Below are 26,614 nucleotides of genomic sequence, written 5' to 3' on the forward strand. Positions count from 1 at the left end.
CGGTGCGGTGGGCACGCAGACCTCGACGGATCCTGCGAACGCGACGCCGTTCACCTGCACGGGCAGCCTGAGCTGCACGCTGCCTGCGGGCACGGTGCCGGGCACGTACACGGTGAGCTACACGGCGGTGGTGACCGATGCCGCGGTGGGCACGGTGCGGAACGCGGTGGTGGCCCAGGGTGGCAACGACGACCCGAGCGGCCCGCCGCCGTCGTGCGCGGGCGAGTGCGAGGTGGTCACGCCGGTGGCCGCGCCCACGGTGACCGTGGTGAAATCGTCCGATCCGGCGTCCGGCGAGATGGTGCTGGCCGGCCAGACGGTGACCTACACCCTGACCATCCAGATCGAGCGCTCGGCGCTCGCACAGGATCTGGTGCTGACCGACACCTTCTCGGGCGGCCAGGCGCTGGCCGGCGACCTGCCCGACGAGTGTGCGGCCACGGAGGCAGGCCTGACTTGCACCTTCCCGGCGGGTACGGCGCCGGGTGAGTACACGTTCTCCTATGCCACGGTCGTGGAGGCGGGGGCGTCCGGCACGATCGGCAACGTGGTCGTGGCGGCAGGCGGCGGCGACGAGGATCCGGTCTGCAACGTGTGCTCGACCGAACATCCGGTCGGTGTTCCCGCGATCGAGGCTGTGAAGACGGCCACGCTCACGGTGGATAACCGCACGCCCGGCGTCGGCAATGTCGGCGACGTGGTCACCTACACGATCACGGTCACCAACGTCGGAAACGTCACGGTCGATGGCTTGATCGTGACCGACAGCTTCAATGGTGGCGAGGCCGTCACCCTGACCTGCGCGCCGGCGCAGCTGGCACCGGGCGAGTCGGCGACCTGCGAGAGCTACAGCCACACCATCACGGTCGAGGATACGAACGTGGAGGATGGCCTGCTGCGCAACATGGTCATCGCGACCGCCACGGCGACTAGTGGCACCGCGAATCCGGTCACGGTCACCGTGACGAGCGAGTCCGAGGTGGTGGTCGAGGTCGAGCAGGATGTCACGACCGTGCGCATCGTGAAGCAGGCGAGCCCGCGTGATGTCCGGGTCGGCGACCTGGTGCGCTACACCGTGGTCATGGAGAACACCGGCAGTTACGACCTGGTCAACGGCACGCTGGTTGACATGCCACCGGCTGGCTTCACCTACGTCGACGGCTCGTTGACGGTGGCCGACCGTGATGGTGCGGGCGTGGTTGTCGGCAGGTATCCGGTGATCCGGGTCGAGGGCCTGGACATCGCCGCCGGCGAGACCGCGACCGTGACCTACCTGCTGCGCGTGGGTGCGGGTGTCCGCGCCGGCATCCATACCAACAGCGCAGTTGTCGAGGATGGCGGAGAGGTGATCTCCAATGTCGCCACGGCGGACGTGCAGCTTGTCGCCGATCCGTTGCTCGACGAGTCGCTGATCATCGGCACGGTCTTCAACGATCGCGACGGCGACGGCTGGCAGGACAGCGCCACCATGACCGGTGTCCACGTCCAGGGTGGCTTTGCGCCTGGCGCGTACGTGGCCAATTCGACCACGGTGGACCGTGGCAATGGCCCGCGGCCCGAGCCCGACGCCAGCTCGCCGCTGCTGCACGGCATCGGGATCGGCACGATCGAGGGCCGCCAGTCCGAGGCCGATCCGGTCGAGCGTCACCAGGTGGTGGTGAGCCAGCTGCTGACTGCGCCGGAGTTCACCGACGACTTCGTGCTGACCACGAAGGAGGGCATCACGGTGCGCATGGATGCGGAAGGCAACACCCGTGTCGAGCACAACGGTGACGCCGCCAGGGGGCTGACTGCTGCCGAGCCGGTGGTCGAGCGCCGCATCAGCAAGGTCGAGGGTGGCTACCGCGTCGACTACGTGATCGGCAACGCCGGCATCGACGAGCGCGGTATCCCGGGCGTGCGCATTGCCTCGGTGGAGGGCCTGATCGTCGAGACCGACCAGTTCGGCCGGTATCATCTGGTCGGCATCGAGGGTGGCCTGTGGGAGCGTGGTCGCAACTTCATCCTGAAGGTCGATCCCGCGACCCTGCCGCCGGGCAGCGAGTTCACCACGGACAACCCGCTGGTGCGCCGCATCACCCCCGGCCTGCCGGTGCGCTTCGACTTCGGCGTCAGGCTGCCGTCCGGCCTGGTCGAGGGCGGCAGCAAGGATGTCGAGCTGGAGCTGGGCGAGGTGCTTTTCGCACCCGGCAGCGCCGAGGTCCGCCAGCAGTACATGCCGGTGATCGAGGCCATGGCCGAGAAAGTCCGCCAGTACGGCGGTGGCGAAGTCGTGATCGAAGCCACCGCCGGCAACGAGGCACTGGCCTTCGACCGGGCGACCGCGGTGAGGGATGCGCTGCTGTCGCGCCTCGACGGCAAGCTGGCCAAGGCGCTGCGGGTCAGCACCCGCACGCAGCAGGATGATCCGGACTCGCTGGTCATCGGCGTGGACGAGGGTGGCCTGCTGCTCGGCGCGGTGATGTTCGACACCGACAGCTCGAACATCCGGCCGGAGTTCGAGCCGCTGCTCGACCGGGTCGCGCAGGCCCTGGAGAAGATGGGCAGTGGCAGCATTGCCATCGTCGGACATACCGACATACGTGCCTCCTACGAATACAACGCCAAGCTCGGCATGCGTCGCGCACAGGCGGTGTTCGATGCACTGGTCAAACGGTTGAGTCCGGAGGTGAGAGCCAGGATCCGGGTCGACATCAGCAACGATCCGAAAGCCCCTGTGGACGGTCGGAAATGAGGGGGCAGGCCATGGAAAAGCGTATGAAGATGAAGCTGCTCGACTACACGCTGATCAGCCTGCTGGCAGGCATGGCCGCCCCCGTGGCCGTTGCCGGGGAGGGCGACGGTAGCGGAGTCCCGGCACCGTCTCCGGCCCAGCTGGCCGGGGAGACGGCCCGGGCCCAGGCCGCCGGTGCGCATTCCCTGGACTGCAACGACAGCGGGTGCGCGGATGGCGAGGGTCTGCTGTTCCGGCTGCGTACCCGCAGTTACGACCGCCCGGTGTCGGTTGGCACCAGCAGGAAGTCCACGTCGGAAGAACTCCAGCCCGACCGCCGTGCCACCATCGCGGCCGAGAAGCCTGGCCGGGCCGTCGTGGTCGGCAAGTGGTCGGTGGACCTGCCGAACGGTGGCGTGATCTGGGCTACCGAGGACCCGAACCTCGGTGTGCCCGAGTTCACCCTCTCCGCGCCGTCGCTGGTGCCCTTCGACGGCTCGCGGATCACCAGGCCGGTCAGGTTCTACGCCTACAACAACTACCCGGCGTTCATCGAGCGTGTCGAGGTGCTGGTCTACCGGGCCAGCGACGCTGACCTGGTCGCGCCCCTGGCGAAGATCGAAATGCCGGTGGCTGCTGTCAGCGAGGTCGAGTGGGATGGCAGCCTGCCGTCCGGCTTCAAGGCCAGACCGGGTGACGAGCTCGTTTACGTCGCCCGGGCCTATGCCGCCGACGGGGCCTACGACGAGACCTGGCCGAGGCGCATGCAGCTGGTCACGCCGGAGGAGGCCGAGCGTGGCCGCCAGCTCCAGCGCAACGCCACCGAGAAGCAGTTCGGTGTGGCCATGGGCGCCGACGAGGCCGAGCGCGCGAGCCAGATCGACACGATCTTCGGCCAGAACACCCTGCGCCTGCAGAACATCCCGATCTACGGCTCGCGGGTGCGGATCCATGGCCGCAACATCCCCGAGGGGATGCTGGTGACGATCAATGGCCGCAACCATCCCGTTGACCTCGAGCGGAAGCTGGTTGCCGAGTACCTGATGCCAATCGGCCAGCACAGGTTCGATCTTGTCCTGAAGGACAGGGATGGCCGGGAGGTGACGCACAGCCTCGAGGTCGACGTCAGCGGCAGGTATTCGTTTGCCGTGGCCATCGCGGACCTGACCCTCTCCGGGAACAAGGTGACCGGTTCGATCGAGCCGCTGGCCGGCGACGAGCGCTACGACGACAGCTTCCTGGTCGAGGGCCGGCTGGCCTTCTACCTGAAGGGCAAGATCAAGGGCAAGTACCTGGTCACCGCGCAGGCGGACACCCGTGAGCGCGAGATCAGCAGGCTGTTCAAGGGCTTCTGGGACGCCGACCCGCAGGACATCTTCCGCCGGCTCGACCCGGACGCCTACTACCCGGTCTACGGTGACGACTCCACGACGTACCGTGACGTGGACACCATGGGGCGCCTGTACGTCCGCGTCGACTGGGAAAAGAACCAGGTGCTGTGGGGTAACTACCACACAGGCATTACCGGTACCGAGTACGCGCAGTACTCCCGTTCACTGTATGGCGCGGCGGCGAGCATGCGTTCGCGCCGTACCACCGCCTATGGGGAGCAGGGCAGCGAGTTGCGCGTGTTCGCGTCCGAGGCGCAGACCGCTCCGGGGCACAGCGAGTTCCTCGGCACGGGCGGCAGCCTGTACTACCTCAGGCACACCGACATCCTGCCCGGCTCGGACAAGGTGGTTCTGGAGATCCGCGACCGTACCACGGGGCGCGTCGAGAAGCGCGTCGAACTGCTTCGCGGCGCCGACTACGAGATCGACGAGTTCCAGGGCCGGATCCTGCTGACCCGCCCGCTGGCGCAGGTCACGCGCGAGAACATCCCGACGCTGACCATGGATTCGCCGCTGGACGGGTTCACGCAGGTCCTGCTAGTCGACTACGAGTACATCCCGAGCGGGTTCGACCCCGACGAAGTGACCGCCGGCTTCCGCGGCAGGCACTGGCTTGGCGACCACGTCGCCGTGGGCGCCACCTGGGTCGAGGAGAACCGTGCCGGCGATGACTACTCGCTGATGGGGGCCGACATCACCCTGCAGGCGGGCCGTGGCACCTACCTGAAGGTCGAGCACAGCCGAACCGAGGCGACCAGTGCGCCGGTGTTCTATTCGGACAACGGTGGCCTGAGTTTCACAGAGATCAATTCTGGCCTGGGCTCCCGTGAGGGTGAGGCGACCGCGGTCGAGGCGCGGGCCAACTTCAAGGAACTGGGCTGGACCGCGCTTGACTGGTCCGTGGGCGCCTGGTGGCGCAGGGCTGATGCCGGCTACTCGATCGCCCGCTTCGACATCGGGGCGGACGTCAAGGAGTATGGCGTCGAGGTGCTCGGGCAGTTCTCGCCGTCGTTCAACCTGTACGGGCGCTACACCCGTGCCGAACGTGGCGCCGAGGCGCTTGGCCAGGCGCAGCTGACGGGCGAGAGGCGCATCAACGACAACGCCACGCTCAGCGCCGAGTTGCGCCGGGTCGAGGAGGAGCGTACGTCCGGCGATGCCACCGGCACGCTGGCCGCCCTGCAATACCGGCACAGGTTTGGCACGAGGCTGGAACTGTGGGCCGCGGGCCAGGTCACTGTGGATGACGATGGCGGCGCCTATGACGACAACGACGCCTTCCGCGTTGGCGGCAAGTACCTGTTCGGTGACCTGTCGAGCGTGGGAGCCGAGCTGGGGACGGGCGACCGCGGCGACGCGGCCAGGATCGACGCCGAGTACCGGCTGACGCCCGACCATACCTTCTACGGTGCCTATACCTATTCGACCGACCGCAGCGATTACGATCCGCTGTTCCGCGACCGGCTGCACAACGGCTGGACGCTGGGCCAGCGCTGGCGGTTGTCGAACCAGGTCAACATGTTCAACGAGAGCCAGTACCTCAAGGCGCCGAACGAGTCCGGCCTGGCGCACACCTTCGGCATGGACTTCTACCCCGGCCTTGGCTGGAACCTCGGCTTCACCCTGCAGGATGCAGAGCTCGAGCGACTCTCCGATGGCGCCGTCATCGACCGCCGTGCGATCAGCCTGCATGGCGGCCGCACGTCGGAAGCCACCCAGTGGCAGAGCAAGCTCGAATGGCGGAAGGACACCGGCGCCGAGCAGCGCGAGCAGTGGGTGACCACGAACCGCCTGATGCACAAGGTCAACGATAGCCTGCGCGTCGCCGCACGGTTCAACTATTCGAAGACCGAGGACGAGCTGAACCCGCAGGCCGGCGCGAAGTTCATCGAGGGCAACGTCGGCTTCGCGTGGCGCCCGTGGAACACCACGCGCTATGCGCTGCTGGGCAAGTACACCTACCTGTACGACGTATCCACGCTGGGCCAGGTGGGCCCCAACGTCGCCAACTACGACCAGAAGTCACACGTCTTCTCGATGGAGGGCGTGTGGAACCCGGACGACAACTGGGAGCTGGCCGGCAAGCTGATGCGGCGCAAGGGCTCGGTGCGCCTGGGCAGGCTGGAGGGCGAGTGGGCGGATTCCACCGCCACCTTCGCCGCGGTCCAGGTGCGTCGGGAGTTCGCCGAGGACTGGCACGCCCTGGCTGAGCACCGCTGGCTCGACGTGAAGCATGGTGGCACCCGCCGCGGCTGGCTGGTCGGCATTGACCGCGACATCGGCAGGAACTTCCGGGTTGGCGTGGGCTACAACTTCACCGAGTTCAGCGACGACCTGACCGACTTCGACTACGACCACAAAGGGTGGTTCATCAACTTCGTGGGGAGCTATTGATCATGGGTTACGCGCACAAACCGCTTGCAGGCCGGCCGTTCCGGACCGATAACGGGGCGACCGGGCTGCCGCGCGGCGGACAGGACAACACCATGAAGACGGAAAACTCCCTCGGGCGCCGTGCGGGGCTCGCGCTGGTCGCCGTGCTGGCGCTGGTGTGGGCGGGCGCCGCGTTAGCGAGCGGGGCCAGCACCCAGCGGGAAGTGAACCCGACCGGCGGCGCGGCTGCGGACGCTTCCGACGGCCTGCGCTGGCTGTTGGGCAGCAACAGCCAGTTCCAGGTGTATCTGGGCGGGAAAGCGCAGGTCTACAACCCTACGGCAACCCCGATCGGGGGGGGGGCTCTCTTCAACAGCGTTTACCTGCGCGTGGATCGCGGTACGAACAACACGACCCGCGTCTATCACAACTCGGACCTCACCTCGGGCGTGACCGGAACGCTGCCGTTCACCCAGACCTCTCAATCCGGCATCAGCGGCAGCGGCACCGCCGCTTCGCCCTGGGAGGTGACGACGGTACTGACCCCGTCCAACTCCGCCGACAGCGGAATCACCGTGACCATCGTGGATAGCTACATCCGTCCGCAGATGTGGCTCACCAGGCGGGTGACCATCAGCGGGATGCCCGCCAGCGGCGCTGATATCAAGTTCTACCAGAACGTCGATACCTACCTGCAGGGTGGCGACAACGGCCCGGGCTTCGCCCGGACCTCGGCATGGAACACGACCGGCACGCCCGACATCGTCGGTGTGAGCAAGGGCGGGCAGTTCGAGGCGCTGTGGTACGTGCCTTCCTCGGGGACGCCGCACTGGGACCGCTATTTCAGCGGCTATTTCCAGTTCCCCGGTCGCCTGATATGCCGTGGCGCCACTAGCACCGGCGGCTGCCTGACCGGCACCGGCGACCTGAACAACGCGATCGATACCAATCCCAACACCGACAACGGCATGGCCGTGCAGTGGGACATCCCCGCCGGCGCCTCGACCTTCACTGTCGAATACCGCCTCACTTTCGCCATGGGGGCGGTGGACCTGACCAAGGAGTTCGAGCCGGAAGTCATCAGTGCCGGCGACGTGTCCACGTTGATCTTCAATCTCAACAACCGCACCGTCAACGCGGTGGCCAGCATCAACTTCACCGATACGCTGCCGACCCAGGTCCGGGTTGCGGCCACGCCCAATATCCGCACCAGTTGCCCCTCGGGCGGCGCCATGACCGGCAGCCTTCCCGGAGGCATGAGTGTCACGGCCACGCCCAATACGAATGTGATCCAGGTCGTCGGCGCCAGCGTCAACGGCGCACCGACCGGTGGCGAGCTGCTGTGCCAGATCGCGGTGGACGTGACCTCGGACGTCGTCGGTGAGCACCACAACACCAATGCCAGCATCAGCGGCACCAACAACCTGGTGAACCTGGTGGGCGACGAGGTGCTGACCGTGCTGCAGCCGCAGCTGGCCGCCAGCAAGTCGGTCGAGGGCACCCTGGTGCCCGGGCAGTCGGGCACCAGCGACGACGGCCATTACCTGATCGGCATCAAGAACACCGGTGCCGGCGCGACCGTCGGTACGATCAACCTGGTCGACACCCTGCCGGCCGGCTTCAGCGCGGTCGCAGCCTCCAGCGTCGACGGCACTATCGACTGCGGCACCCTGCCGGCTACCGGTACGCTGACCTGCAGCTTCACCCCGGCAGCGCCGATCGAACCGGGCGCCAGCGCCACGGTCCGGATCAACGTCGCGATCGAGTCCTCGGCCAGCGGTTCGGCCACCAATGTCGTGGCCGTTGGCGGCGGTGGCGATCCGGACCCGCTGCCGGCCTGCCCTGACGCGGACAACCTGCAGTGCGCGGAGGTCACCACGCCACTGTCACCTGAGGCGGACCTGCAGATCACGAAGAGCAACGAGTCCGATGCGGTGCAAAGTGGCGAGGAGACGGTCTACCAGATCGTGGTGAGCAACCTGGGTCCCAGCGATGCCGACGGTGCGGTGGTGAAGGACACCCCGGGTACAGGCCTGAGCTGCACGGCGGTCTCCTGTGGCGACGAGCAGAACGGCGCGGTCTGCCCGGTGCCGCCGCTCGACGTCAATGACCTGACGGGCGGCGGCATCGCCATCCCGACCCTGCCGGCAGGCGGTTCGGTGAAGTTCCAGGTCACCTGCACGGTGGATTGAGTGGCCGTGGTTGATGTGGGTGGCAAGCCAAGTGTCTGCATTGTGACGGATTTCCGTGTCCGCGAAGTTTCCTCCGACGCAAAATCTGGGTATCTGGCCCGAGCCGGTGGGCAATCGGCCGCAGGCCTGCAAGGGTCCGCTTGTGTCGGGCAGGGGTAGGGGAAAAGATGGCGTGGTTTCCCGTGCGGGGGCACGGGAAAATGTGTACGCCCATCGTTTGCATTACACCTGATCGCAGACGGCGGCGTCAGCCCCGTCGCTTCCGGATATGGGTGGCAGTACTGGACCGCTCGCATGGCGAAACTGGCAGGGGCAAGCCTCGGTAACAGGTTGCAGTGTGTTCCGGGCAGAAGGGATTCGAGGTTGTTCCGGGTGCTTGGACCCGGCTGGGCGTGATGGCATGGACTGCATGCCATCGCGATGCGATTGACCAGGTGGCGACTGATTGTCGAGGAATGCGTTGAACAGGGGGGGGTTGTGTTGCGGAGAGATCGGCTTGGGGGGCCGGATCCGTACCGTTCGATCATTTGTAGCAGCAAGAGAACATCGGGCTGGCCGGCGCGACGGGCATCGTGTAGTGCCGTGGCCGCCATCGCAGTGGCGTGCCTATGGCTCCTGCCGCAGGGGCTTCATGCACAGGATGCGCCGGGTGGCGTGAGCAATGGCCTGAGCGTCTGGTACGAGGCGTCCCACGGCTTTTCGGGCGGCGCCAGCCCGACCTGGGAGTGCCGTGCGCCGGCGAGCTGTACGCCGGCAGGGGTGGGGCAACTGACGCTACAGTACGACGGTGCGTCCAACGGAAACGTGGAACGCATCCCGGGCGCGATGAACTTCAATCCAGCGCTGCACTACAGTGGCCGGGCGTACATGGGGTCGACTTCGAACCTCAACCGCGACCACGTGGTGCCGCGAAATGCCGGTTCCGGTTTTGGCGTGGGATTCGTCAGCGACATGCTGCTGTCCCTGGTCGCGGTGGGAGCGACTTTCGGGGACTGCGGTTCCGATCGCTGCGATACGGGCATGCGGTGGAATGCCACCAATTTCGGCAAGCGGCAGAACGCCACGACCGGCCAGGCGAACTACGCCACTGGAAGCGAGAATGGCCCCACGGCGAACGTCTACGGTTTCTGGGCCAGCACGGGCTCGGGCCATGCCAACACCCGGAATGGCATGACCGGTTCCGGTACGACCAGGGAGCGGGGCGACGTTACCTACCAGTTGCGCCTCGGGAGCTTCCCGGGCTACGTCTATTCGGAGAGCAACAACTCGTATACCCCGGGCGTCAGCCGGCTGGCGGAAGGGTTCTACTACTCGCGCCAGGTCACGGCTGCGGAAGCGCAGCGGATCTCCTCCTATCTGGCCATCAAGTACGGCATCACGCTGGATGCGGATGCTACGCGGCGCAACGCCACCAACTTCCAGTACGTTTCCAGCAGCGGCTCGGTGGTGTGGGACGGCGACAACGCCGCCTATTCCGGCTTCCACAGCAACGTGATCGGCATTGCCAAGGATGGCGTGCTGGACCAGCGGATCTCGCGCAGCGTCAATGGCGGCAACGGGACGACGTTTGCGAACCAGCTCGATATCCTGACCCTGGCGCATGGCGTGCTGGCATCGCCAGGCGCGTTCGTCTACACGTGGCAGACCAATGCCGCAGGCGACGGGCCCGGCGACGGACCGCAATTACAGGAAGGCCAGTTCCTGATGGTCGGCCGCAATGACGGCGCGGTGGATGCCAGCACCGCCGCGACGGTTTCCGGCAATGGCACGACCGCAGACGGCCGCTGGCGGCTGCTGAACCGGCGCTGGCGTGCACAGAACACGGGCGGCGTGGGCGTGGTCAGCCTCCGGTTCCAGTTGCCCGCCGGTGGTGTAACCGCGTTGGGGGGCGATCTGAACCGTGTCGTCCTGCTGGTCGACAACGACAACAATCTTGCCAACGGTGGTACGCGCGTGGTGACCACGGGGCGCGCGGTGTCGGGCAACGACATCAGTTTCAATGTCACCCTTGCCGACGGGGAAGTCTTCACCCTGGCCTACGGCGTGCCCGCGTTGACCAAGACATTCTCGCCCTCGGCCATCGTCACCGGCGGCATTTCGACCCTGACATTCAACCTGACTCACCATGCGCCGGATCCGGCGACGGGAATCAACTTCACCGATACGCTGCCGACCCAGGTCCGGGTTGCGGCCACGCCCAATATCCGCACCAGTTGCCCCTCGGGCGGCCCCATGAGCGGCAGCCTTCCGGGCGGCATGGGCGTCACGGCCACGCCCAATACGAATGTGATCCAGGTCGTCGGCGCCAGTATCGATGGCGCGGGTGCAAGCGCGGTCTCGTGCCAGATCGCGGTGGACGTGACCTCGGACGTCGTCGGTGAGCACCACAATGCCGCGGCGAACATCTCGGGCACCAGCAATCTTGACAATCTTGTCGGCGACGAGGTGCTCGAAGTCATGCCGGTTCCCCTGGCCGATCTGTCGGTTTCCAAGACCAGCGGTACGGGGGCGGTGCTGGGCGGGGAAGAGATCGTGTATACGATCCTGGTCGCCAATGCGGGCCCGTCTGCGGCCGACGGTTCGGTCGTGAAGGATGTTCCGGCATCCGGACTGACCTGCACGCTGGTGACGTGCGGGAGCGAAACCGGCGGTGCGGCCTGCCCGGCCTCGCCGGACATCAACGACCTGCTTGGCGGCGGCCTGTCCATCCCGATCCTGCCGGCGAACAGTTCGGTGACGTTCGAAGTCACCTGCACGGTGGATTGACCGGCGAGCGGCAGTCGGGTTCACGGCCAGGTTCCCGGGTTCGCGGCCGGGCTCCGGATGGAGCCCGGTTTTTTTTGGTTCTTCTCCCAACTGAGGGGAGAGAGGCGCACGGCCGACCCGGCAGAATTGTTGTTCTCGAAGCAACAAAACGGGGCCGGCCAGTCCTGGGCGGTGCTGGAACTGGCGCCCGTAGAGGGCGCAGAGCGCCTTTGTTCGGGCTGTGACCAGCCGGTAGCGGCCATCCACGACCAGACCGTTCGTCGGATCCGGGACCTGCCGCTGTTCGAATACGCGGTGGAATTGTGGGTACCGCGGCTGCGCCTGGCCTGCCCGCGCTGCGGCCCGAGGCTTGAGCGACTGGACTGGCTAGACCCCCACGCCCGGGTGACCCGGCGGCTGGCCGAGAGCGTGGCCCGGCTGTGCGCCGGGACATCGGTGCGGCACACCGCCCGGTGGTTCGGGCTGGACTGGAAGACGGTCAAAGCGATCGACTTCCGGCATCTGGAGCGCTCGCTGGGCCCGCCGAACCTGGACGGCGTGCGGCTGCTGGCGATGGACGAGTTCGCGATCCAGAAGGGCCACCGGTACGCGACCGTGGTGGTCGACCCCGAGCGCAAGCGGGTGCTGTGGGTGGGGCGCGGGCGTTCGAGAGCGGAAATCAGGCCGTTTTTTGAGCTGCTGGGCCCGGTGCGCTGCGCCCAGGTCCGCGCCGTGGCGATGGACATGAACTCCGCCTACGACCTGTTCCATGTCGTGGCCAAGTACGGCCGGGAGGTGATCGACCGGGTCCGGGTGGACGAGGCAGACCGGCTGCGCGCCGATAAGCCGGCCCGGCGGGTGGTCAAGACATCGCGCTGGCTGCTACTTCGTAATCGGGAGAACGTGCCCGACGAGCAGGTGGTGCGGCTGAAAGAGCTGCTGGCGGCCAACAAGGCCTTGTTGACGGTCTACTTGCTGAAAGAAGACCTGAAAGGGCTATGGCGCTACCGGCGCGAGGCATGGGCCTGGAAAGCGTGGAAGAGCTGGAAGCGACGAGCCCTGCGCAGCGGCCTGGAGCCGCTGCGCGTGTTCGTGCGGCGGCTCGAGCCCTACCTGTCGGGGATCCTGGCCCACTGCCGCTGGCCGCTGGGAACCAATCTGGTCGAAGGCATCAACAACAAGATCAAGGTCATCAAGCGGGTGGCCTACGGCTACCGGGACGACGCCTACTTCTTCCTGAAGATCCGGGCGGCCTTCCCCGGACTTGGGTGAAGAACCTTTTTTAAGCGGTAATTCCGGCTCGTAAATGGCAACCGCACCAGCTCGCTCCAGATAACTTTTGCCGTAGTTGAACTGGATGCTGCCCTGCTCATCAGCTTCGAGTTTTCCCGCAACCACGGGCTCGATTGCATCGGGTAGCCATATCCAAACGTAGGCTTCTCTGTCCGTATGCTTAGAAGTCATCGTCTACATCCTTTGTCCTTTTGCGTATGGATTTGGGCAGCAGTGCGAGTTTGTCTTCGGTGTGGCGAATATGCCGGGTAAGCGTGGTTGCATCGGCATCAAACAGTTTGACGCCGACGATGGTGGCAACCTCAAAGGTTGCACCTAACTCACACTTGGGATCGCCTTTCTCAATACGTTGCAATAAACCACGGGAGATCCCGGCACGCTCGGCGACCTCCTGCGCAGTCATTCGGCGCTCTTTTCTTGCAGTGCGGATAAGGTTACCCAGAAGAGCAATTGCCTCCTGGCTATAGCGGGAATAGGTGCGCGTTGAAACTTTAGGCATGGCGTCGCCTTGACTTATATATGGATCATATAGCCATCTTATGGGCTATATATGGATCATTCTAGCAGAATTTAATTTAGTCCTTCGAATATGATCCATATGTAGATCATAAAGGCATCTAATGGTTTATATATGGATCAAGGAGGCGAATAGATGGATGTGCGAAACGCATTCAACTGAGCGTCTAAAAGACATTCAAGCAGCAATAAAAAAGACTTAACCCCCCCTAAGCGGCGCCACCACAAAGTTATCCCGCCCACTCGCCTTCACCTCATACAAACTCTCATCCGCGCGCTTCATCAACTCGGCGGCGGATTCGGCGCCGTCGCTGATGGCGGCGCCGATACTGGCAGAGGGGGTGCATTCCTGGCCGTCTTCCAGTGCGACCGGTTTTTTCAGGGTGGCACGCAGGCGGGTGAGCTGACTGCGCAGGCCTTCTTCCGATTGGATATCCACCAGAACAAGCGTGAATTCATCGCCGCCGAGACGCGCGACTGTATCCACCTCGCGCACCGATCGCAGCAGGCGTTGGGCGGTTTCTTTCAGCAGCACGTCGCCGGCTTGGTGGCCCAGGCTATCGTTGATCTGTTTGAAATAATCCAGGTCGAGATACACCAGCGCCATATGGGTTTTGTTGCGCCGGCTGTTGCGCAGGGCCTGTTCGAGGCGTTCGAGGAACAGGCGGCGGTTGGCGACGCCGGTAAGGTCGTCCTGGAACGCGAGCACTTCCAGGCGGGTGCGATCCTGTTGCAGTTCGGTGACCAGACGATTGAGTGCCGAGGTCATTTCGTTTTCGATATCCGACTGTTCGCGCACATCGAGATTTTTCTCGCGAATCACCCGGCGGGCAATTTCCGCCAAGTGCTGCAATTGTTTCTGCCGGCTGAGATGTTGCTGACGCGAGGTCGCGCCATTGTCGCTGGCGCCTTCGAGCATATTGCCCGGCACATAGATACCACCGTCGAGAATCAGATTGATCGCCGCAATGATTTCATCCGGTTCAAGATTTTTTTGGATAAAGCCGCTGGCACCACTGCCCAGTGCGCTGAGAATCACCTGCGGGTCGTCGCGACCGGACACTATGGCAATGGGCAGAGCCGGGTCGCGCTGTTTGAGTTTTAACAGTACATCCAGGCCGTGATCGGCGCCGAGGTTGTAGTCGAGCAACACCAAATCTATGTCGGAGTGCTGCTCCTGCATCGCCAGGGCTTCTTGACCGGTTGCTGCATGCAGAATGTGCTGAAACTGGTTGTTCGAAGACAACAGCATCTCCAGCCCGTGGCGAAAAAGTCCGTGGTCGTCGACGAGAAGCACCTTCATGTATGGAACAAGCCTGTCATGACTGAATGGCCCTTTTGCATGTGTCCAAGCCTTTTTTTATAAAACCGGCGGAGGCGTGCCGGTCACCAGCTATTAAAGAATGGTGGAGCAGAGGCCGGTTGGCAACTCTGTTTCGGCCTAGACCATTATTTTGAACGCTGGTTTCGCTGAGCTAAGCCGCCGAAGATTAGGGGCAAACTCAGGAATAAATCCGGGATAAACCAGGGAAAAGCCAGATACAAGCCAGGAAAGCATTTGGCGCCGACAGATTTTTGACTTAAGCTGCGACCCGCCTTTGGGAACGGGCTTTTTTGGCGGAAAATCACCGCTATTTTTCCTAATATGCGATACGTTTTGGTGCGTAGAAGTCGTCTATAGTTAATAACAAGATTTCCGGGCCACGGTTTTCTCTTCGCTTTGCGTTGCGGCACAGACAGGAGTCGTACGCCTCCCATACACCGATACCCATAACTCAAACACATGCGAAATTGGATAAATGCTGTATCGATAGCCCTGCTGGTGGCCCTGTCGGGTGTCCCGCTGTCGTCGCAAGTCCATGCCCAAAGCGTTAATCCCGCGGACGATACATTTCGTCTGCGCGTTACTTCTTTCTCTTTGAAAGGAATCGAACACGCCTACCGCCACGGTTTGTCCCCAAAAGAAGTGGAAAAACGGCTTGCACTGGAGCGAGCGCGTTTTCCGGAAACCATGAGCGTTGACGAGCTGCATCAGGTAGCCGATGCACTCACTCTCTTTTTGCGCAATAGCGGTTATGTCTTCCACACGGTTTATCTGCCGCCGCAACGGGTGGATGGCGGCATAGTGGAAATGCGTGTGCAAGAAGGGTTTTTGGGCGGGGTTAACGTTATTAATCAAACCTCCTGGCCGGACCGCCGCTTCGCGCGCATTTTCCGCAAGCAGGTGGGCAAGGTTCTGTACGGCCCGGACGTGGAAGAAAAGGTCCAGGCGTTGAAAGCCCAGGGCGGCTATCGCGTATTTGCGTTTTATTCCCGCGGCAAAAAAGCGGGTGAGACCTTCCTAAACCTGCGGGTCGATCCTGAGCTCAAACGCGTATTCGCCTTAAAAGCCGACAACCACGGCAGCCCGGCCAGCGGCGAGCATCGTTTGATCGGGCAGTACTCGGAATATCAACTCACCGGCCAGTTCGACCGCCTGTCGCTTGCAGTGCTTTATGCCGTGGACGACGTGGCTAACACCTATGGCAGCATTGCCTATCAGCGCCCCTTCGGTGGGCTCGATTTCATCTGGGATATCAGCGCCAGCAACAACCAGTTTGAAGTGGGCGACCGCTTTGCGGCCCTGGGATTGAAAGGCGATGCCACCACCGTGCGCACGGGTTTTACCTATGTGGCGCGCCACCATCCCACCGCGCGCAGCACCTTGCGCCTGGGCGTGTACGATAAGCGCAACAACATCGAAACCGACTCCATTACGGTGGCGGATGAGCTGAGCCAAGTGGTATCGCTGCAGTGGAGCAAGAGTTTGCAGTCGGCCAAACACGGGGCCGTATTCAACAGCCTGTTGGAATACAGCTACGGCGAGTATGAAGTCGACGGCCTGCCGGACGGTGACTTCAGCAAACTGGATTTCAGCGTGCTGGTCGCCAAAGGCACAGGTCGCGGTCGCTTGCGCAACGTGTGGCAGCTGAATGCACGCGGCCAGTACACGCCGGACATCTTGCCCAGCATTGAGGGGCTTGGTTTGTCCGGGGCCTATGGCGTAAGAGGTTTTGCACCAGGGGTGTTCAGCGCCGACAGCGCTGTGTTGGCGGCGTTGGAGTGGCGCCTGCCGAATTTGTTGCAGCGGGCGGACTCCTCCTGGCGCCTGGAGCCGTATCTGTTTGCCGAATACGCCAACGGCCACAAGGAAAATATTCTCGGCAATAAGCGCGATGCGCAGTTGAGCGGTGCGGGCATTGGTTTGTCGTTCAGCTGGGGCGGAAGGTTCAATGCTCAGTTGATAGGAGCAAAAGGGCTGGAGGGCAAAATTGACGGTGTTGAGGTCGAAAGCGATGAGCAGGTTCTGTTTGAAATCCGCTGGCAGTAATCCTGCGTCTGAGCGCATGGGTATTGGCCTTGCGCGCGCGCCTATTCCCCGCAAAAAACTCTACGCTGCTGTGTTGCTGGCTCTGGCCGGACCAGCTTACGCCCTGCCCGAAGGTGGCCAAGTGGTCGCTGGCGACGCCTCCATTGCCGTCAACGGCAATGTCATGGATATCCAACAGAACAGCCAGCGCGCCATCCTCAATTTCCACAGCTTTGATATCGCCAATCAGCAGACCGTCAATTTCCATCAGCCGGGCGCCGATGCCGTGGCACTCAACCGCGTAATGGGCGATCGCCTGTCGGAAATTCACGGCGCGCTCAACGCCAACGGCCAGGTGTATCTGATCAACCCCAATGGGGTGCTGTTCGGCAATGGGGCCGAGATCAATGTCGGCAGTTTGGTGGTTACCACTCTCGATATTTCTGACCAGGATTTTCTCGCCGGGCGCGATGCCTTTAGCGGCGCGGCCAGCGGGCGCGTGGAAAACCAGGGCCGCATCAACGCCGATGGCCGCGTGGTGCTCTTGGCTCCGGAAGTCGTCAACCGCGGCGAAATCACTGTCGCCAACGGCGACATAGTTTTACAGTCCAGCCGCCAGGCGCTGCTGCACACCCCCGGCAGCGAAATTCCAATTCTGGTGGAGGACGCCGACCTGCTCGGTCAAGTAGTCAATGAGGGCACCCTGACTGCAGGTGAAGTTGCGCTGATTCTGACCAGCGACAAAGCCAAACTGGCCTACGACGCCGCCATCAATAACAGCGGCCTGATCCGCGCCGTGCGCGCCACCGGCGAAGGTGGTGAGATTCATCTGCTGAGCGGTGCGGGCATACTCAATAGCGGGACTGTGGATGCCTCTGCAACAGCGGGTTCCGGCGGTGAAATCACCCTGACTGCCGAAACCATCAACCAATCCGGCCAAATTACGGCGAAAGCGGCGGGGACCGGTGACGGCGGCACTATCACCCTGCTAGCCGACAACGCCATCGCCATGCATTCCGGCAGTTTGATCGACGCCAGTGCCGATCAGGTTGGCGATGCGGGTGATGTGGTCATAATCGCGGAAAAATCGACTTGGTTTACCGAAGATTCCAATATCAACGCTCGCGGGGGCGAAATTGCAGGGGATGGCGGTTTTGTGGAGGTGTCCGGCCTCGAATTTATCAATGTTGCCGGTAATGTGAACACAGGTGCCAGCAATGGTGAGGGCGGACTTTGGTATATCGATCCTACCGATATCACCATTACTGACGGGGCCGCGGGTGATTTCAACTCGGACTTTACCGGGGGCAATCCCAATAACTGGTTTCCCAATAGCGGACAGAATGCCTCGACGATCAGTGTGACGTCACTGCGCAATCAGCTGGTCAACCACGGTAATGTGCGTATTGCCACTAATTATATGTCTCCGTCAAATACTGGAGTAACGGGCAATATAACTTTTGATGCAGTATTTGATTTCGATGGTCTGGGTACGGGCCGTTCCATAACACTGGAAGCAGACAACCAGATAATTTTTACCAGGTACGGAGGAATCTGGGATTCTAGTGGTGAGGGTGACGGGCTGAACCTGAATTTCACTGCTGCTAATGGCTTCATCATCGAGGATTCAAATCCCACCGCTCCAATTCCCGAGGATCGGGAATTAGGTGGAATCGTTAACAGCGGTTTGGGCACGATAAATATTACAGTGCTTGATGGAGACGCTTTAGTTACTGGTCTGGCCTCAGCTGCGACGGGCCTTGACGCTATCAAATTGGATGTTCAAAACGGCGCGATAATCGAGAACGGAAATTCCCTGTGGGACGTCATGCTCCTGACGAATGGCGGCGGAGTGACTTTGAAAGCGCAGTCCGGGATAAGCGGGCTCAGCATTCGTAATAATGAGGGCGGCGTCAGTTTGCTCGATGCTTCCACCACCACAGGCAATATCAGCGGGGTGCGTGCCGCCGGACATCTGGAGATTTCCCGTCTTGTTGTCGGTTCCACTTCTTCGGCTGCTGTGTCCGCCGAAGGGCAATTAACAATTGGGTCGGGCGCCCAACTGATCGGTAACAGCTTCGATTTCGAATCGGACACTCACATTTTGATTCCAAACGGTTTTACCACGGCCGGCACCCTGCGGCTGGACGCCCCGGATATTACCAATCTTACATTCGCCAGAACCTTAAATTTCGGCGCGGACCATCTGATCATCGACACCGAGGCCACCGGTGGCAATCTCATGATCAATTCCACGGTCAATACGCTCAGCGTAACCAACCGGTCAACCAATACCATCATTGTCGATGATACCGACGACTTGATTCTGGGAACGATTGAGCCGCTTGTGGGTGCGATCATGGTGAGCTCGGGTTCGGGTACAGATCTGACCGTTGGAGAAGACATCAATCTGACGTCCATGAATGGCGCGCTGACGCTGAATGCGGGGCGGGATCTGCTGGTCAATGCGGCCATCCTTGACGGCGCGGCCATCACCTTAACGGCCCCTCGCAACGTGCTCTTCTCTGCGGACGGTGCGGTGGATGCGGGGTCGGGCAACATCGGGATTACCGCCACCTCTGGTAATGTCGCGTTAGGGGCCTTAACGGGAGGCGCAATTACGGTTAATGCCGGCGGCTCCATCACCGACGCCAACGGCTCCGGTGTAAATCTCTCTGCAACCAGCGCCATCCTTACCGCTGGCACAGGTTCTATAGGGGCTTTGGCGGACGGTCTGGAAACTAGCGTAGGTACTCTTACGCTGAACTCCGCCAACGGCAGCGCGTTTATATCCAACAGTCAGGCGCTGAACCTGACCAGCGTGAACGTCGGCGACGACCTTAACGTCAGCCTGCCCACCGCCGGAAATCTCACCCTGAATCAGTCCACCCCCACCATTGGTGGCACCGCGACTTTCTCTGTGGCCAACGGCCAATTAATAGTGCCCAACACGGGGTGGACCACGACTGGCAATCTGACAGTCAGTGCCACACGTATTGTGGACTCGAACTCGAGCGCGACAGTTAGCCTGACGGCCAATAACGCCGACCTGACCCTTACCGGTGCGACGGCATCCACGTTGAATGTCGACTTCAATACCCTGGCGTTGCAGTTATCCGGCGGCCAGACGGTACAGGTGAACGATGACAATGACCTCACCCTCAACAACATCAGCAACAACGGGAACCTGACCGTAACTACCGAGGACGGCTCGGATCTCACCATCACAGATACCACGCCAGTTAGCAGTGGTCAGCTCACATTGAATGTGGGCCGAAATCTGGTGCTATCTACGGCCAGCTTGAATGTCACTGGCAATCTGACCATATCAGCCGACGACGTGCGCGATAGCAATGCGAGTTCCAACGTCTCCCTCGGCGGCGCCGATGCTGATATCACCCTGCGCACTGCTGGCAATCAGGACCGAAACTGGGATACGGATTTCGATCAACTGACTCTGTTAATCGCAGGGGGAGGCAATTTCAACCTGACCAATGCCGGCGCTTTGCAGCTGACCTCGGTCAAGACGGGTATTGGCAACGCCAGTTTTGCCACTGAGAGCGGCAACTTGACCTTTGTCGCAGGCACTATTGATGGCGACGCCGCGTTCAGCGCGACCAATGGCAATGTGGTGCTCAACAATGCGCCGACGGTGATGGGTGATCTGACCCTGACGACGGTGGGTTCCGGAAATGTGATTCTGCCCACTGCCGGCATCAGTATCGGCGGTACTTTAACGGTCGATGCCGACAATCTGTTGGACGGCGATGCCAACCTGACCCTGACCGCAACCGACGCCAACATCACCTTGCGCAATGCCGGTAATCAGGCCCGCAGCTGGACGACCACGTTTGACCAATTGGTGTTGGATATCACCGGCACGGGCAATTTCAGCCTGACCAACAGCGGCGCTTTGGACCTTGTTTCTCTAACCACCGGCGGTAATACCACGGTCACTACGAACGCGGGCGACCTGGCTATTGGAACGGCTTCCGTTGGTGGCAATGCCGGATTTACCGCTGCTGAAAACCTGACGCTGACTTCACTGACCTCTAATGGCAACGTCACCGTAACGGCTGCCGATGGCGACATCAGCTTTGGCACAAACTCGATTGCCGGCAATGCGGTGTTCAATGCGGCTGGCGACGTGATTCTGACCAGTGACAACCTGACCGTGGGCGGGAATTTAACTGTCGCCGCCGACAATTTACGCGGTAGCACTGCTGCCGCTGATCTGACCCTGAGTGCGACCAACGCCAATATCGACCTGAGCGCTGCGGGTAACCAGGACAGAAACTGGGAGACGGATTTCGCTCAGCTGACACTGGCGATCGCCGGCACGGGCGATTTCAACCTGACCAACGCTGGCGCTTTGCAGCTCACCTCTGTCGATACAGGTATTGGCAACGCCAGTTTTGCCACTGAGAGCGGCAACTTGACCTTTGTCGCTGGAACCATTGGCGGCAACGCCGCGTTCAGTGCGACCAATGGCAATGTGGTGCTGACAAGCGCACCGACGGTGACGGGTGATCTCAGTCTGACGACTGTGGGTTCGGGCAATGTGGTTGTGCTGAATTCCGTTATCAGTGTCGGCGGTGTTTTAACGGTTGACGCGGACAATCTGCTGGATATCGATTCTGATCTGACCCTGACTGCAACCAGTGCCGACATCACCCTGCGCAATGTGGGCAACCAATCCCACAATTGGACAACCACCTTCGACCAACTGGTATTGGATATTACCGGCACCGGCAATTTCAGCCTGACCAACAGCGGCGCTTTGGACCTCGTTTCGATAAGCACCGGCGGCAATACCAATATCTCGACTAATGCGGGCGACCTGGCCGTTGGCACTGCTTCCATTGGTGGCGATGCCGTATTTAGCGGCGCTGGCGATTTGACCCTGGGCTCGGTAAGCGCCGGTGGCGACGCGGCATTCACTTCCATCAATGGCGATATCTCCTTTGGCTCCGGCACCATCGACGGTGATACGGTATTTAATGCGACTGCGGGCAATGTGGAGCTGACGGGCACCCCTACCTTTAGCGGTGACTTAAGTCTGTTTACCGGCGATGTGATTCTGGCGGGCAACAGTCTGGCAGTGGGCGGCGATCTGACGATCGAAGCCGACGATTTGCGAGGCACTTCTACGGACTTGACCTTGAGTGCGGTGAACGCCGATATCACCCTGCGCGATGGTGGCACGCGAAACTGGTCGACGGATTTCAATCAGCTGGTGTTGGATATTGCTGGCACTGGCGACTTTAGCTTGATTAATAGCAAAGCTTTGTCTTTGACCTCTGTTACAACGGGAGGCAATGCATCTTTCACTACCACCGCCGGGAATCTTACGGTTGGCACGAGTGTGATTGACGGCGATGCGGATTTCACCGCGCAAAATGGTGGGATTACCCTGGGAGCTGGCACCTTCGGTGGTGATGTCACTTTCAATACCAGCGGTGGCGATATAGTTCTGACGGATACCCCTTCCGTGACCGGAGATTTAAACCTGGTCACCCAGGGCGCCGGCGATGTGGTTCTAAGTGGTGGGCTGGATGTTGGCGGCAAGCTGGTTGTCGACGCCAATGATCTGGTCACTACCGATCCCTCTCTGACGCTGACCGCTACCAGTGCCGATATCACTCTGCGTGATACTGGAGATCAAGCCCGCATCTGGAATACCACCTTTGACGAGTTGGTATTGACTATCGCCAGCACGGGCGATTTCAGTTTGACCAATACCGGCGCTTTGGATCTGACCGCAATTACCACCGGCGGCAACGCCAGCATTTCCGCAAACGGCGATTTGACCCTGGGTATTGCCAACATCGACGGCAACGCGAGTTTTACCGCGGATGGCAACTTGGCTGTGACTTCCCTAACGGCTGGCGGCAATGGGGAATTTACCTCTACCAATGGCGATATCACCTTTGGCTCCGGCTCTATCGACGGCAACGCTGTATTCACTGCAACCGAGGGCAATGTAGAGCTGACAGGTGCTCCGACCTTTGGCGGCGATTTAAGTCTGTATACCGGTGATGTGATTCTGTCCGGCGACAGTTTGGCGGCAGGCGGCGATCTGACGATCGAAGCCGACAATTTGCAAGGCTCGTCTGCCGACCTGTCCCTGAGCGCAGTGAATGCCGCTATCACCCTGCGCGCTGGCGGTGCTCAGCCCCGCAACTGGACAACCGATTTTGCTCAGCTGGTACTGGATATTGCCGGCACCGGCTCTCTCAACCTGACCAACAACGGCGCTCTTACCCTGTCCTCCGCGAGCACTGGCGGCAACGCGCTATTCCGGACGATCAGCGGCGACTTGACCCTCGGCTCGGCCATTGATGTGGCCGGCGAGCTGGCTCTGATCACCCAGGATTCCGGCGATGTGATTGTGTCGGCCGCTGGCCTGGAACACGGAAACCGTTTGACCATTGAGGCTGACAACGTATTGGCGTCAAGCGGGGATATAAGACTCACCGCCACTACTGCGGATATCACTTTGCGCGGCGGTGATCTTGCGACTTCATGGCTGACTGACTTCGATGAGTTGGCGTTGCAGATCGACGGTGACGGCGCATTTAGCTTGACCGATGAGAATGGTCTTACTCTCACCTCCATTCGCACTGGTGGCAACGCGAGTTTTACGACTACAGGTGCGAATTTGATCGTGAACGCTGATCCTGAGGTCAACGGAGATCTCACCCTCGCCACTGCTGGCATAGGCGATGTGGTTCTGACCAGCTCCAGCCTTGTGCACAGCGGCAATCTGACCATCAACGCAGACAATCTGACCGGCACTGATGAGACCCTGACACTCGCTGCCACTAATGCCGATATTCGCCTCCGCGACAGCGCCGACGCACACGCTTGGACGACCAGCTTCGACACCTTGACCCTGTCTATCGCTGGCGGTGGTGCGATTGCCGTGCAGGATACCGATGGGCTGACTCTCGGTGTCATCACCACTGACGGCGAGGCCAGTTTTGCCAGCACTAACGCGGATCTGATTCTGACGGCAGCTCCCTCGGTCGCGGGAGGTTTGAGCTTAATCGCCGACGGTTCCGGCGACGTGGTGCTGCAGAATTCGCAGCTGCTGCACAGCGGCGATTTGACGGTTGTAGCGGACAACTTGCGGGGCAACGCTGGTTCCGAGGTCACCCTGGCCGCGACCAACGCGGATATCACCTTGCGCGATGGCAGTTTGGCGCGCACCTGGAACACCGATTTTGCGCACTTGGCGGTGGATATTGCCGGCACTGGTGCGCTGGCGGTTATCAATCAAGGCAGTTTGGTCTTGGATTCGGTTAAAACCGGCGGCGACGCCAGCTTCCGCACCTCCAATGCTGATTTGACGCTGACAGCCAATCCCGACGTCGGCGGAGCACTGACCCTCGCTGCGATTGGCAGCGGCGATTTGATCCTTGCTAACGCCGGTCTTACCCATTCCGGTGACTTGACCGTGGTGGCTGATGAACTGATCAGCAACTCGCCTATTCGCTTGATCGCGACCAACGCGGATATTCACCTGCGCGGCGGCTCGTTGGCTCAGGCCTGGTCCACCGATTTTGCGCGTTTGAATTTGCGCATCGACGGCGCGGGCGATTTTGCTCTGGTCGATGACAACGGCCTGACCCTGGATTCGGTCAACGTGGGCGGTAACGCCAGCTTTACAGCAACCAATGCGAATTTGGTGGTGGAATCAGCTCCTGTGATCGGTGGTGACCTCACCCTGCGTACCCTGAACTCGGGCGATATAGTGATTCCGGATGCCGGGCTGGCGGTCAGTGGCGACCTCACCTTGATTGCCGACCGCGTATTGGATGGTGATGCCAATCTCGACCTGACGGCGGCCGGCTTGTCAGTAACCTTGCGCGACCAGCAGCAGGCGGCCAATTGGACGACCCACATTGACCGGTTGAATCTCGACCTTAGCGGTGGTGGCGCTTTAAATCTGACCAACACCGGCGCTCTGACCGTCGACAGCATAATCAGCGACGGCGCCGTTGATGTCGCGACCAGCGGCAATCTGCAGATCGGCAATTTGAGCGGCACGGACATGGCGTTTAACGGCGCGAATATCACGCTGCTGCAGAACACCTACGCTGTCGATGAGCTGGCGCTGACGGCGGCGGATCAATTGACCCTGGCCAACGGCGGCGTGTCGGTAGCAGACATGCTGCGGGTGACCGCAGCGCGTATGAATACCGCCGGCGGCGGACCTGTGGTTCTGGCAGCAAACAGTGGCGACCTGACGCTCACCGGAAATCAGGATCTGTCCCTGGTTACCCGTATGAGCCAACTCGGCCTGACCTACAACTCGGCCAACGCCCTGTCGATCCAGAACGACCGCAGCCTCACCCTGCAGCGTTTTGCGGTGCCGAATGTGACCAATCTTTCGCTCTCGGTTAATGGCACTCTGACCGTTCCTGCAACCGGCCTTGCAGCCAGCAACCGCCTCACCATAGACGCGGTGGATTTGCTCGATGGCGACCGTTCACTGTCGCTGTCGGCGCGGGAACTTGCGGTGCGTCTGAACAATGTGGGCGGCAACCACAATTGGACGGTCAATGCCGACTCTCTGGATGCTTTGCTGCGCGGCAAGGGCAATTTGACGGTTGCAGCGGCCAATGGACTGCGTTTGCAGGACCTCAATGGCGATTCCAACGCGGTGATGATTGAAAACGGGAATTTCTCCCTCGCATTGAGCAGCGGTGACTTGGTGCTGTCCGACAATATCAGCGCAGCGGATTTAACAGCGGATGGCCAGCGCGCCGGTATGATCGACTTGGAAATCCAGGAAGGCAGTGTCACTACCTCTGGCCCCACCACTTTGTCGTCTACCAATACCGTTGATCGGGACGCCGATGACCTGTATGGAATCAGCATTCGTCTTACCGATACCAGCGCCGCCGCGCGCAGCATAACTTTGGGCAGTGCGAACGGCTCGGCAACTTTGCGCGCCATCGGCGGCGATGTTCTTTTGGATACGCGCCCGTTGGGGACGGCGGAGGAAGCATCACGGACCTTGGTCCATACTTCCAACAGCTCGATTGAGATATTCAACAATTCCAATGATCCGCGCACTGGTACGGTATTGATCAACGGTGAACTGGTAGCAGCAGAGCCGTGGCAGAGCGTCGGACAGAACCGGCGTCTAGTGATCGTGGCCGATTACGCAGCACAACCGGCACCCGGTGGAGTATTGGACGAGTTGGACGATCTCGATGGCAATCTGGATATAGTGGACGAGGTGAACAAGTCCGGTCCGCAGGCGGCGCAACAGTTTGAGCAGGTGTTCGGCACCTGTGATGAACTGGATCAGAAAAATCAGCACCGCTGCCGGGTGGACGCCGCGCTCAAGTCCTTCCTGTCACATTGGTTAGTCGGCGGTGAAATGCCGCCGAAAACGGAGATCCGTAGATGATTGGCCGTTGGTTGGACGCAGTCCCGCCGTTGCAACGTCAGTATTCGCATCTGCCTTGGTGCCGCCGACTGGCCGCGCTTTTGGTAGCGTTGTGGCTGCCGGCTGCCGATGCCTATGCGCAGAAGGCCAGTGAAGCGGAACTCCAGGTGCGCGCTCAGTTCGTCTACAACTTCGCCAACTTCGTTGAATGGCCGGATGATGCGTTTGCCAATAAAACCGCGCCCATCAAAGTCTGCTTGTTCGGCGAGGTGGATTTCGGCCCCTATCTTTACACCTTCTCCGGCACGCGCATCGGCGAGCGGACGTTGACGGTGCAAAAGGCGGATCAAATCGAAGAAATTCGCTCCGGCTGCCATATTTTGTACGTCGGCCAGGATGAGCGGGTGCGGTTGCCGACCTTTTGGCAGGAGATTCAATACATCTACGTCCTCAGCATTGGCGATCGCCAAGGTTTTGCCGATAAAGGCGGCATCATCAATATTCTGCGTACGCGCGATCGCGTGCAGTTCGACGTGAATATCGAAAACGCTTTGCTGAACGGCCTGTTTCTGGATTCCGACCTGTTGGCGCTGGCTCGGGTGATTAAACGCAACTCCCGCACTGGTCCCTGAGTTTCCA

General features: G+C 61.4%; 9 protein-coding genes and 1 pseudogene. 8 read left to right on the top strand and 2 right to left on the bottom strand.

Features of this window, described 5'->3' with window-relative positions; genetic code table 11:
• The 5 genes and pseudogenes from DWB84_RS12350 to DWB84_RS12370 all read left to right on the top strand — a co-directional run.
• Nucleotides 1-2,734, top strand: a 2,734-nt coding sequence (locus tag DWB84_RS12350) for an OmpA family protein (protein WP_187410128.1), incomplete at its 5' end; no start/stop codon positions are given.
• 11 nt (nt 2,735-2,745) lie between these two features.
• Nucleotides 2,746-6,498 (top strand): hypothetical protein, encoded by a 3,753-nt coding sequence (locus tag DWB84_RS12355; protein ID WP_222868172.1) that lies wholly within the window; start codon nt 2,746-2,748, stop codon nt 6,496-6,498.
• A 2-nt stretch (nt 6,499-6,500) separates the two neighbouring features.
• Nucleotides 6,501-8,669, top strand: coding sequence for a DUF11 domain-containing protein (locus tag DWB84_RS12360; RefSeq protein ID WP_187410129.1), 2,169 nt, complete (start codon nt 6,501-6,503; stop codon nt 8,667-8,669).
• A gap of 582 nt (nt 8,670-9,251) precedes the next feature.
• Nucleotides 9,252-11,435: a DUF11 domain-containing protein gene (locus tag DWB84_RS19390; protein WP_187410130.1), complete on the top strand. Its 2,184-nt coding sequence runs from the start codon at nt 9,252-9,254 to the stop codon at nt 11,433-11,435.
• Nucleotides 11,436-11,642: 207 nt separating this feature from the next.
• A pseudogene (locus tag DWB84_RS12370) lies at nt 11,643-12,686 on the top strand (ISL3 family transposase); the annotation flags it as partial.
• 181 nt (nt 12,687-12,867) lie between these two features.
• Here DWB84_RS12370 and DWB84_RS12375 read toward each other — a convergent pair.
• Nucleotides 12,868-13,206, bottom strand: a complete 339-nt coding sequence (locus DWB84_RS12375; RefSeq protein WP_187410131.1) for a helix-turn-helix transcriptional regulator — start codon at nt 13,204-13,206, stop codon at nt 12,868-12,870.
• A 216-nt stretch (nt 13,207-13,422) separates the two neighbouring features.
• Entirely contained in the window at nt 13,423-14,526 is a 1,104-nt protein-coding gene (locus DWB84_RS12380; RefSeq protein ID WP_187410132.1) for a diguanylate cyclase, read from the bottom strand.
• Nucleotides 14,527-15,006: 480 nt separating this feature from the next.
• Between DWB84_RS12380 and DWB84_RS12385 the strand changes: the two genes are divergently transcribed.
• Genes DWB84_RS12385 through DWB84_RS12395 form a run of 3 tightly spaced genes read left to right on the top strand, consistent with a single transcriptional unit; the run spans nt 15,007 to nt 26,607 of the window.
• A complete protein-coding gene (locus DWB84_RS12385; RefSeq protein ID WP_187410133.1) occupies nt 15,007-16,593 on the top strand; it encodes a ShlB/FhaC/HecB family hemolysin secretion/activation protein in 1,587 nt (528 codons plus the stop codon).
• The gene (locus DWB84_RS12390) at nt 16,559-25,996 is read left to right on the top strand and encodes a filamentous hemagglutinin N-terminal domain-containing protein (protein WP_187410134.1); all 9,438 of its coding nucleotides are present in this window, start codon (nt 16,559-16,561) and stop codon (nt 25,994-25,996) included. The genes DWB84_RS12385 and DWB84_RS12390 overlap by 35 nt, the downstream gene beginning before the upstream one ends.
• Entirely contained in the window at nt 25,993-26,607 is a 615-nt protein-coding gene (locus DWB84_RS12395) for a YfiR family protein (protein ID WP_187410135.1), read from the top strand. Before DWB84_RS12390 ends, DWB84_RS12395 begins: the two co-directional genes overlap by 4 nt.
• Nucleotides 26,608-26,614 lie beyond the last annotated feature (7 nt).

Source organism: Saccharophagus sp. K07, assembly GCF_014336955.1.
In the GTDB taxonomy this organism is placed as follows: domain Bacteria; phylum Pseudomonadota; class Gammaproteobacteria; order Pseudomonadales; family Cellvibrionaceae; genus UBA5868.

Bases quoted from the DNA above. Each gene is read 5' to 3' on its own strand.
- DWB84_RS12355 (WP_222868172.1), top strand. From the start codon at position 2,746: ATGGAAAAGCGTATGAAGATGAAGCTGCTCGACTACACGCTGATCAGC.
- DWB84_RS12360 (WP_187410129.1), top strand. From the start codon at position 6,501: ATGGGTTACGCGCACAAACCGCTTGCAGGCCGGCCGTTCCGGACCGAT.
- DWB84_RS12375 (WP_187410131.1), bottom strand. From the start codon at position 13,206: ATGCCTAAAGTTTCAACGCGCACCTATTCCCGCTATAGCCAGGAGGCA.
- DWB84_RS12380 (WP_187410132.1), bottom strand. From the start codon at position 14,526: ATGAAGGTGCTTCTCGTCGACGACCACGGACTTTTTCGCCACGGGCTG.
- DWB84_RS12385 (WP_187410133.1), top strand. From the start codon at position 15,007: ATGCGAAATTGGATAAATGCTGTATCGATAGCCCTGCTGGTGGCCCTG.
- DWB84_RS12390 (WP_187410134.1), top strand. From the start codon at position 16,559: ATGAGCAGGTTCTGTTTGAAATCCGCTGGCAGTAATCCTGCGTCTGAG.
- DWB84_RS12395 (WP_187410135.1), top strand. From the start codon at position 25,993: ATGATTGGCCGTTGGTTGGACGCAGTCCCGCCGTTGCAACGTCAGTAT.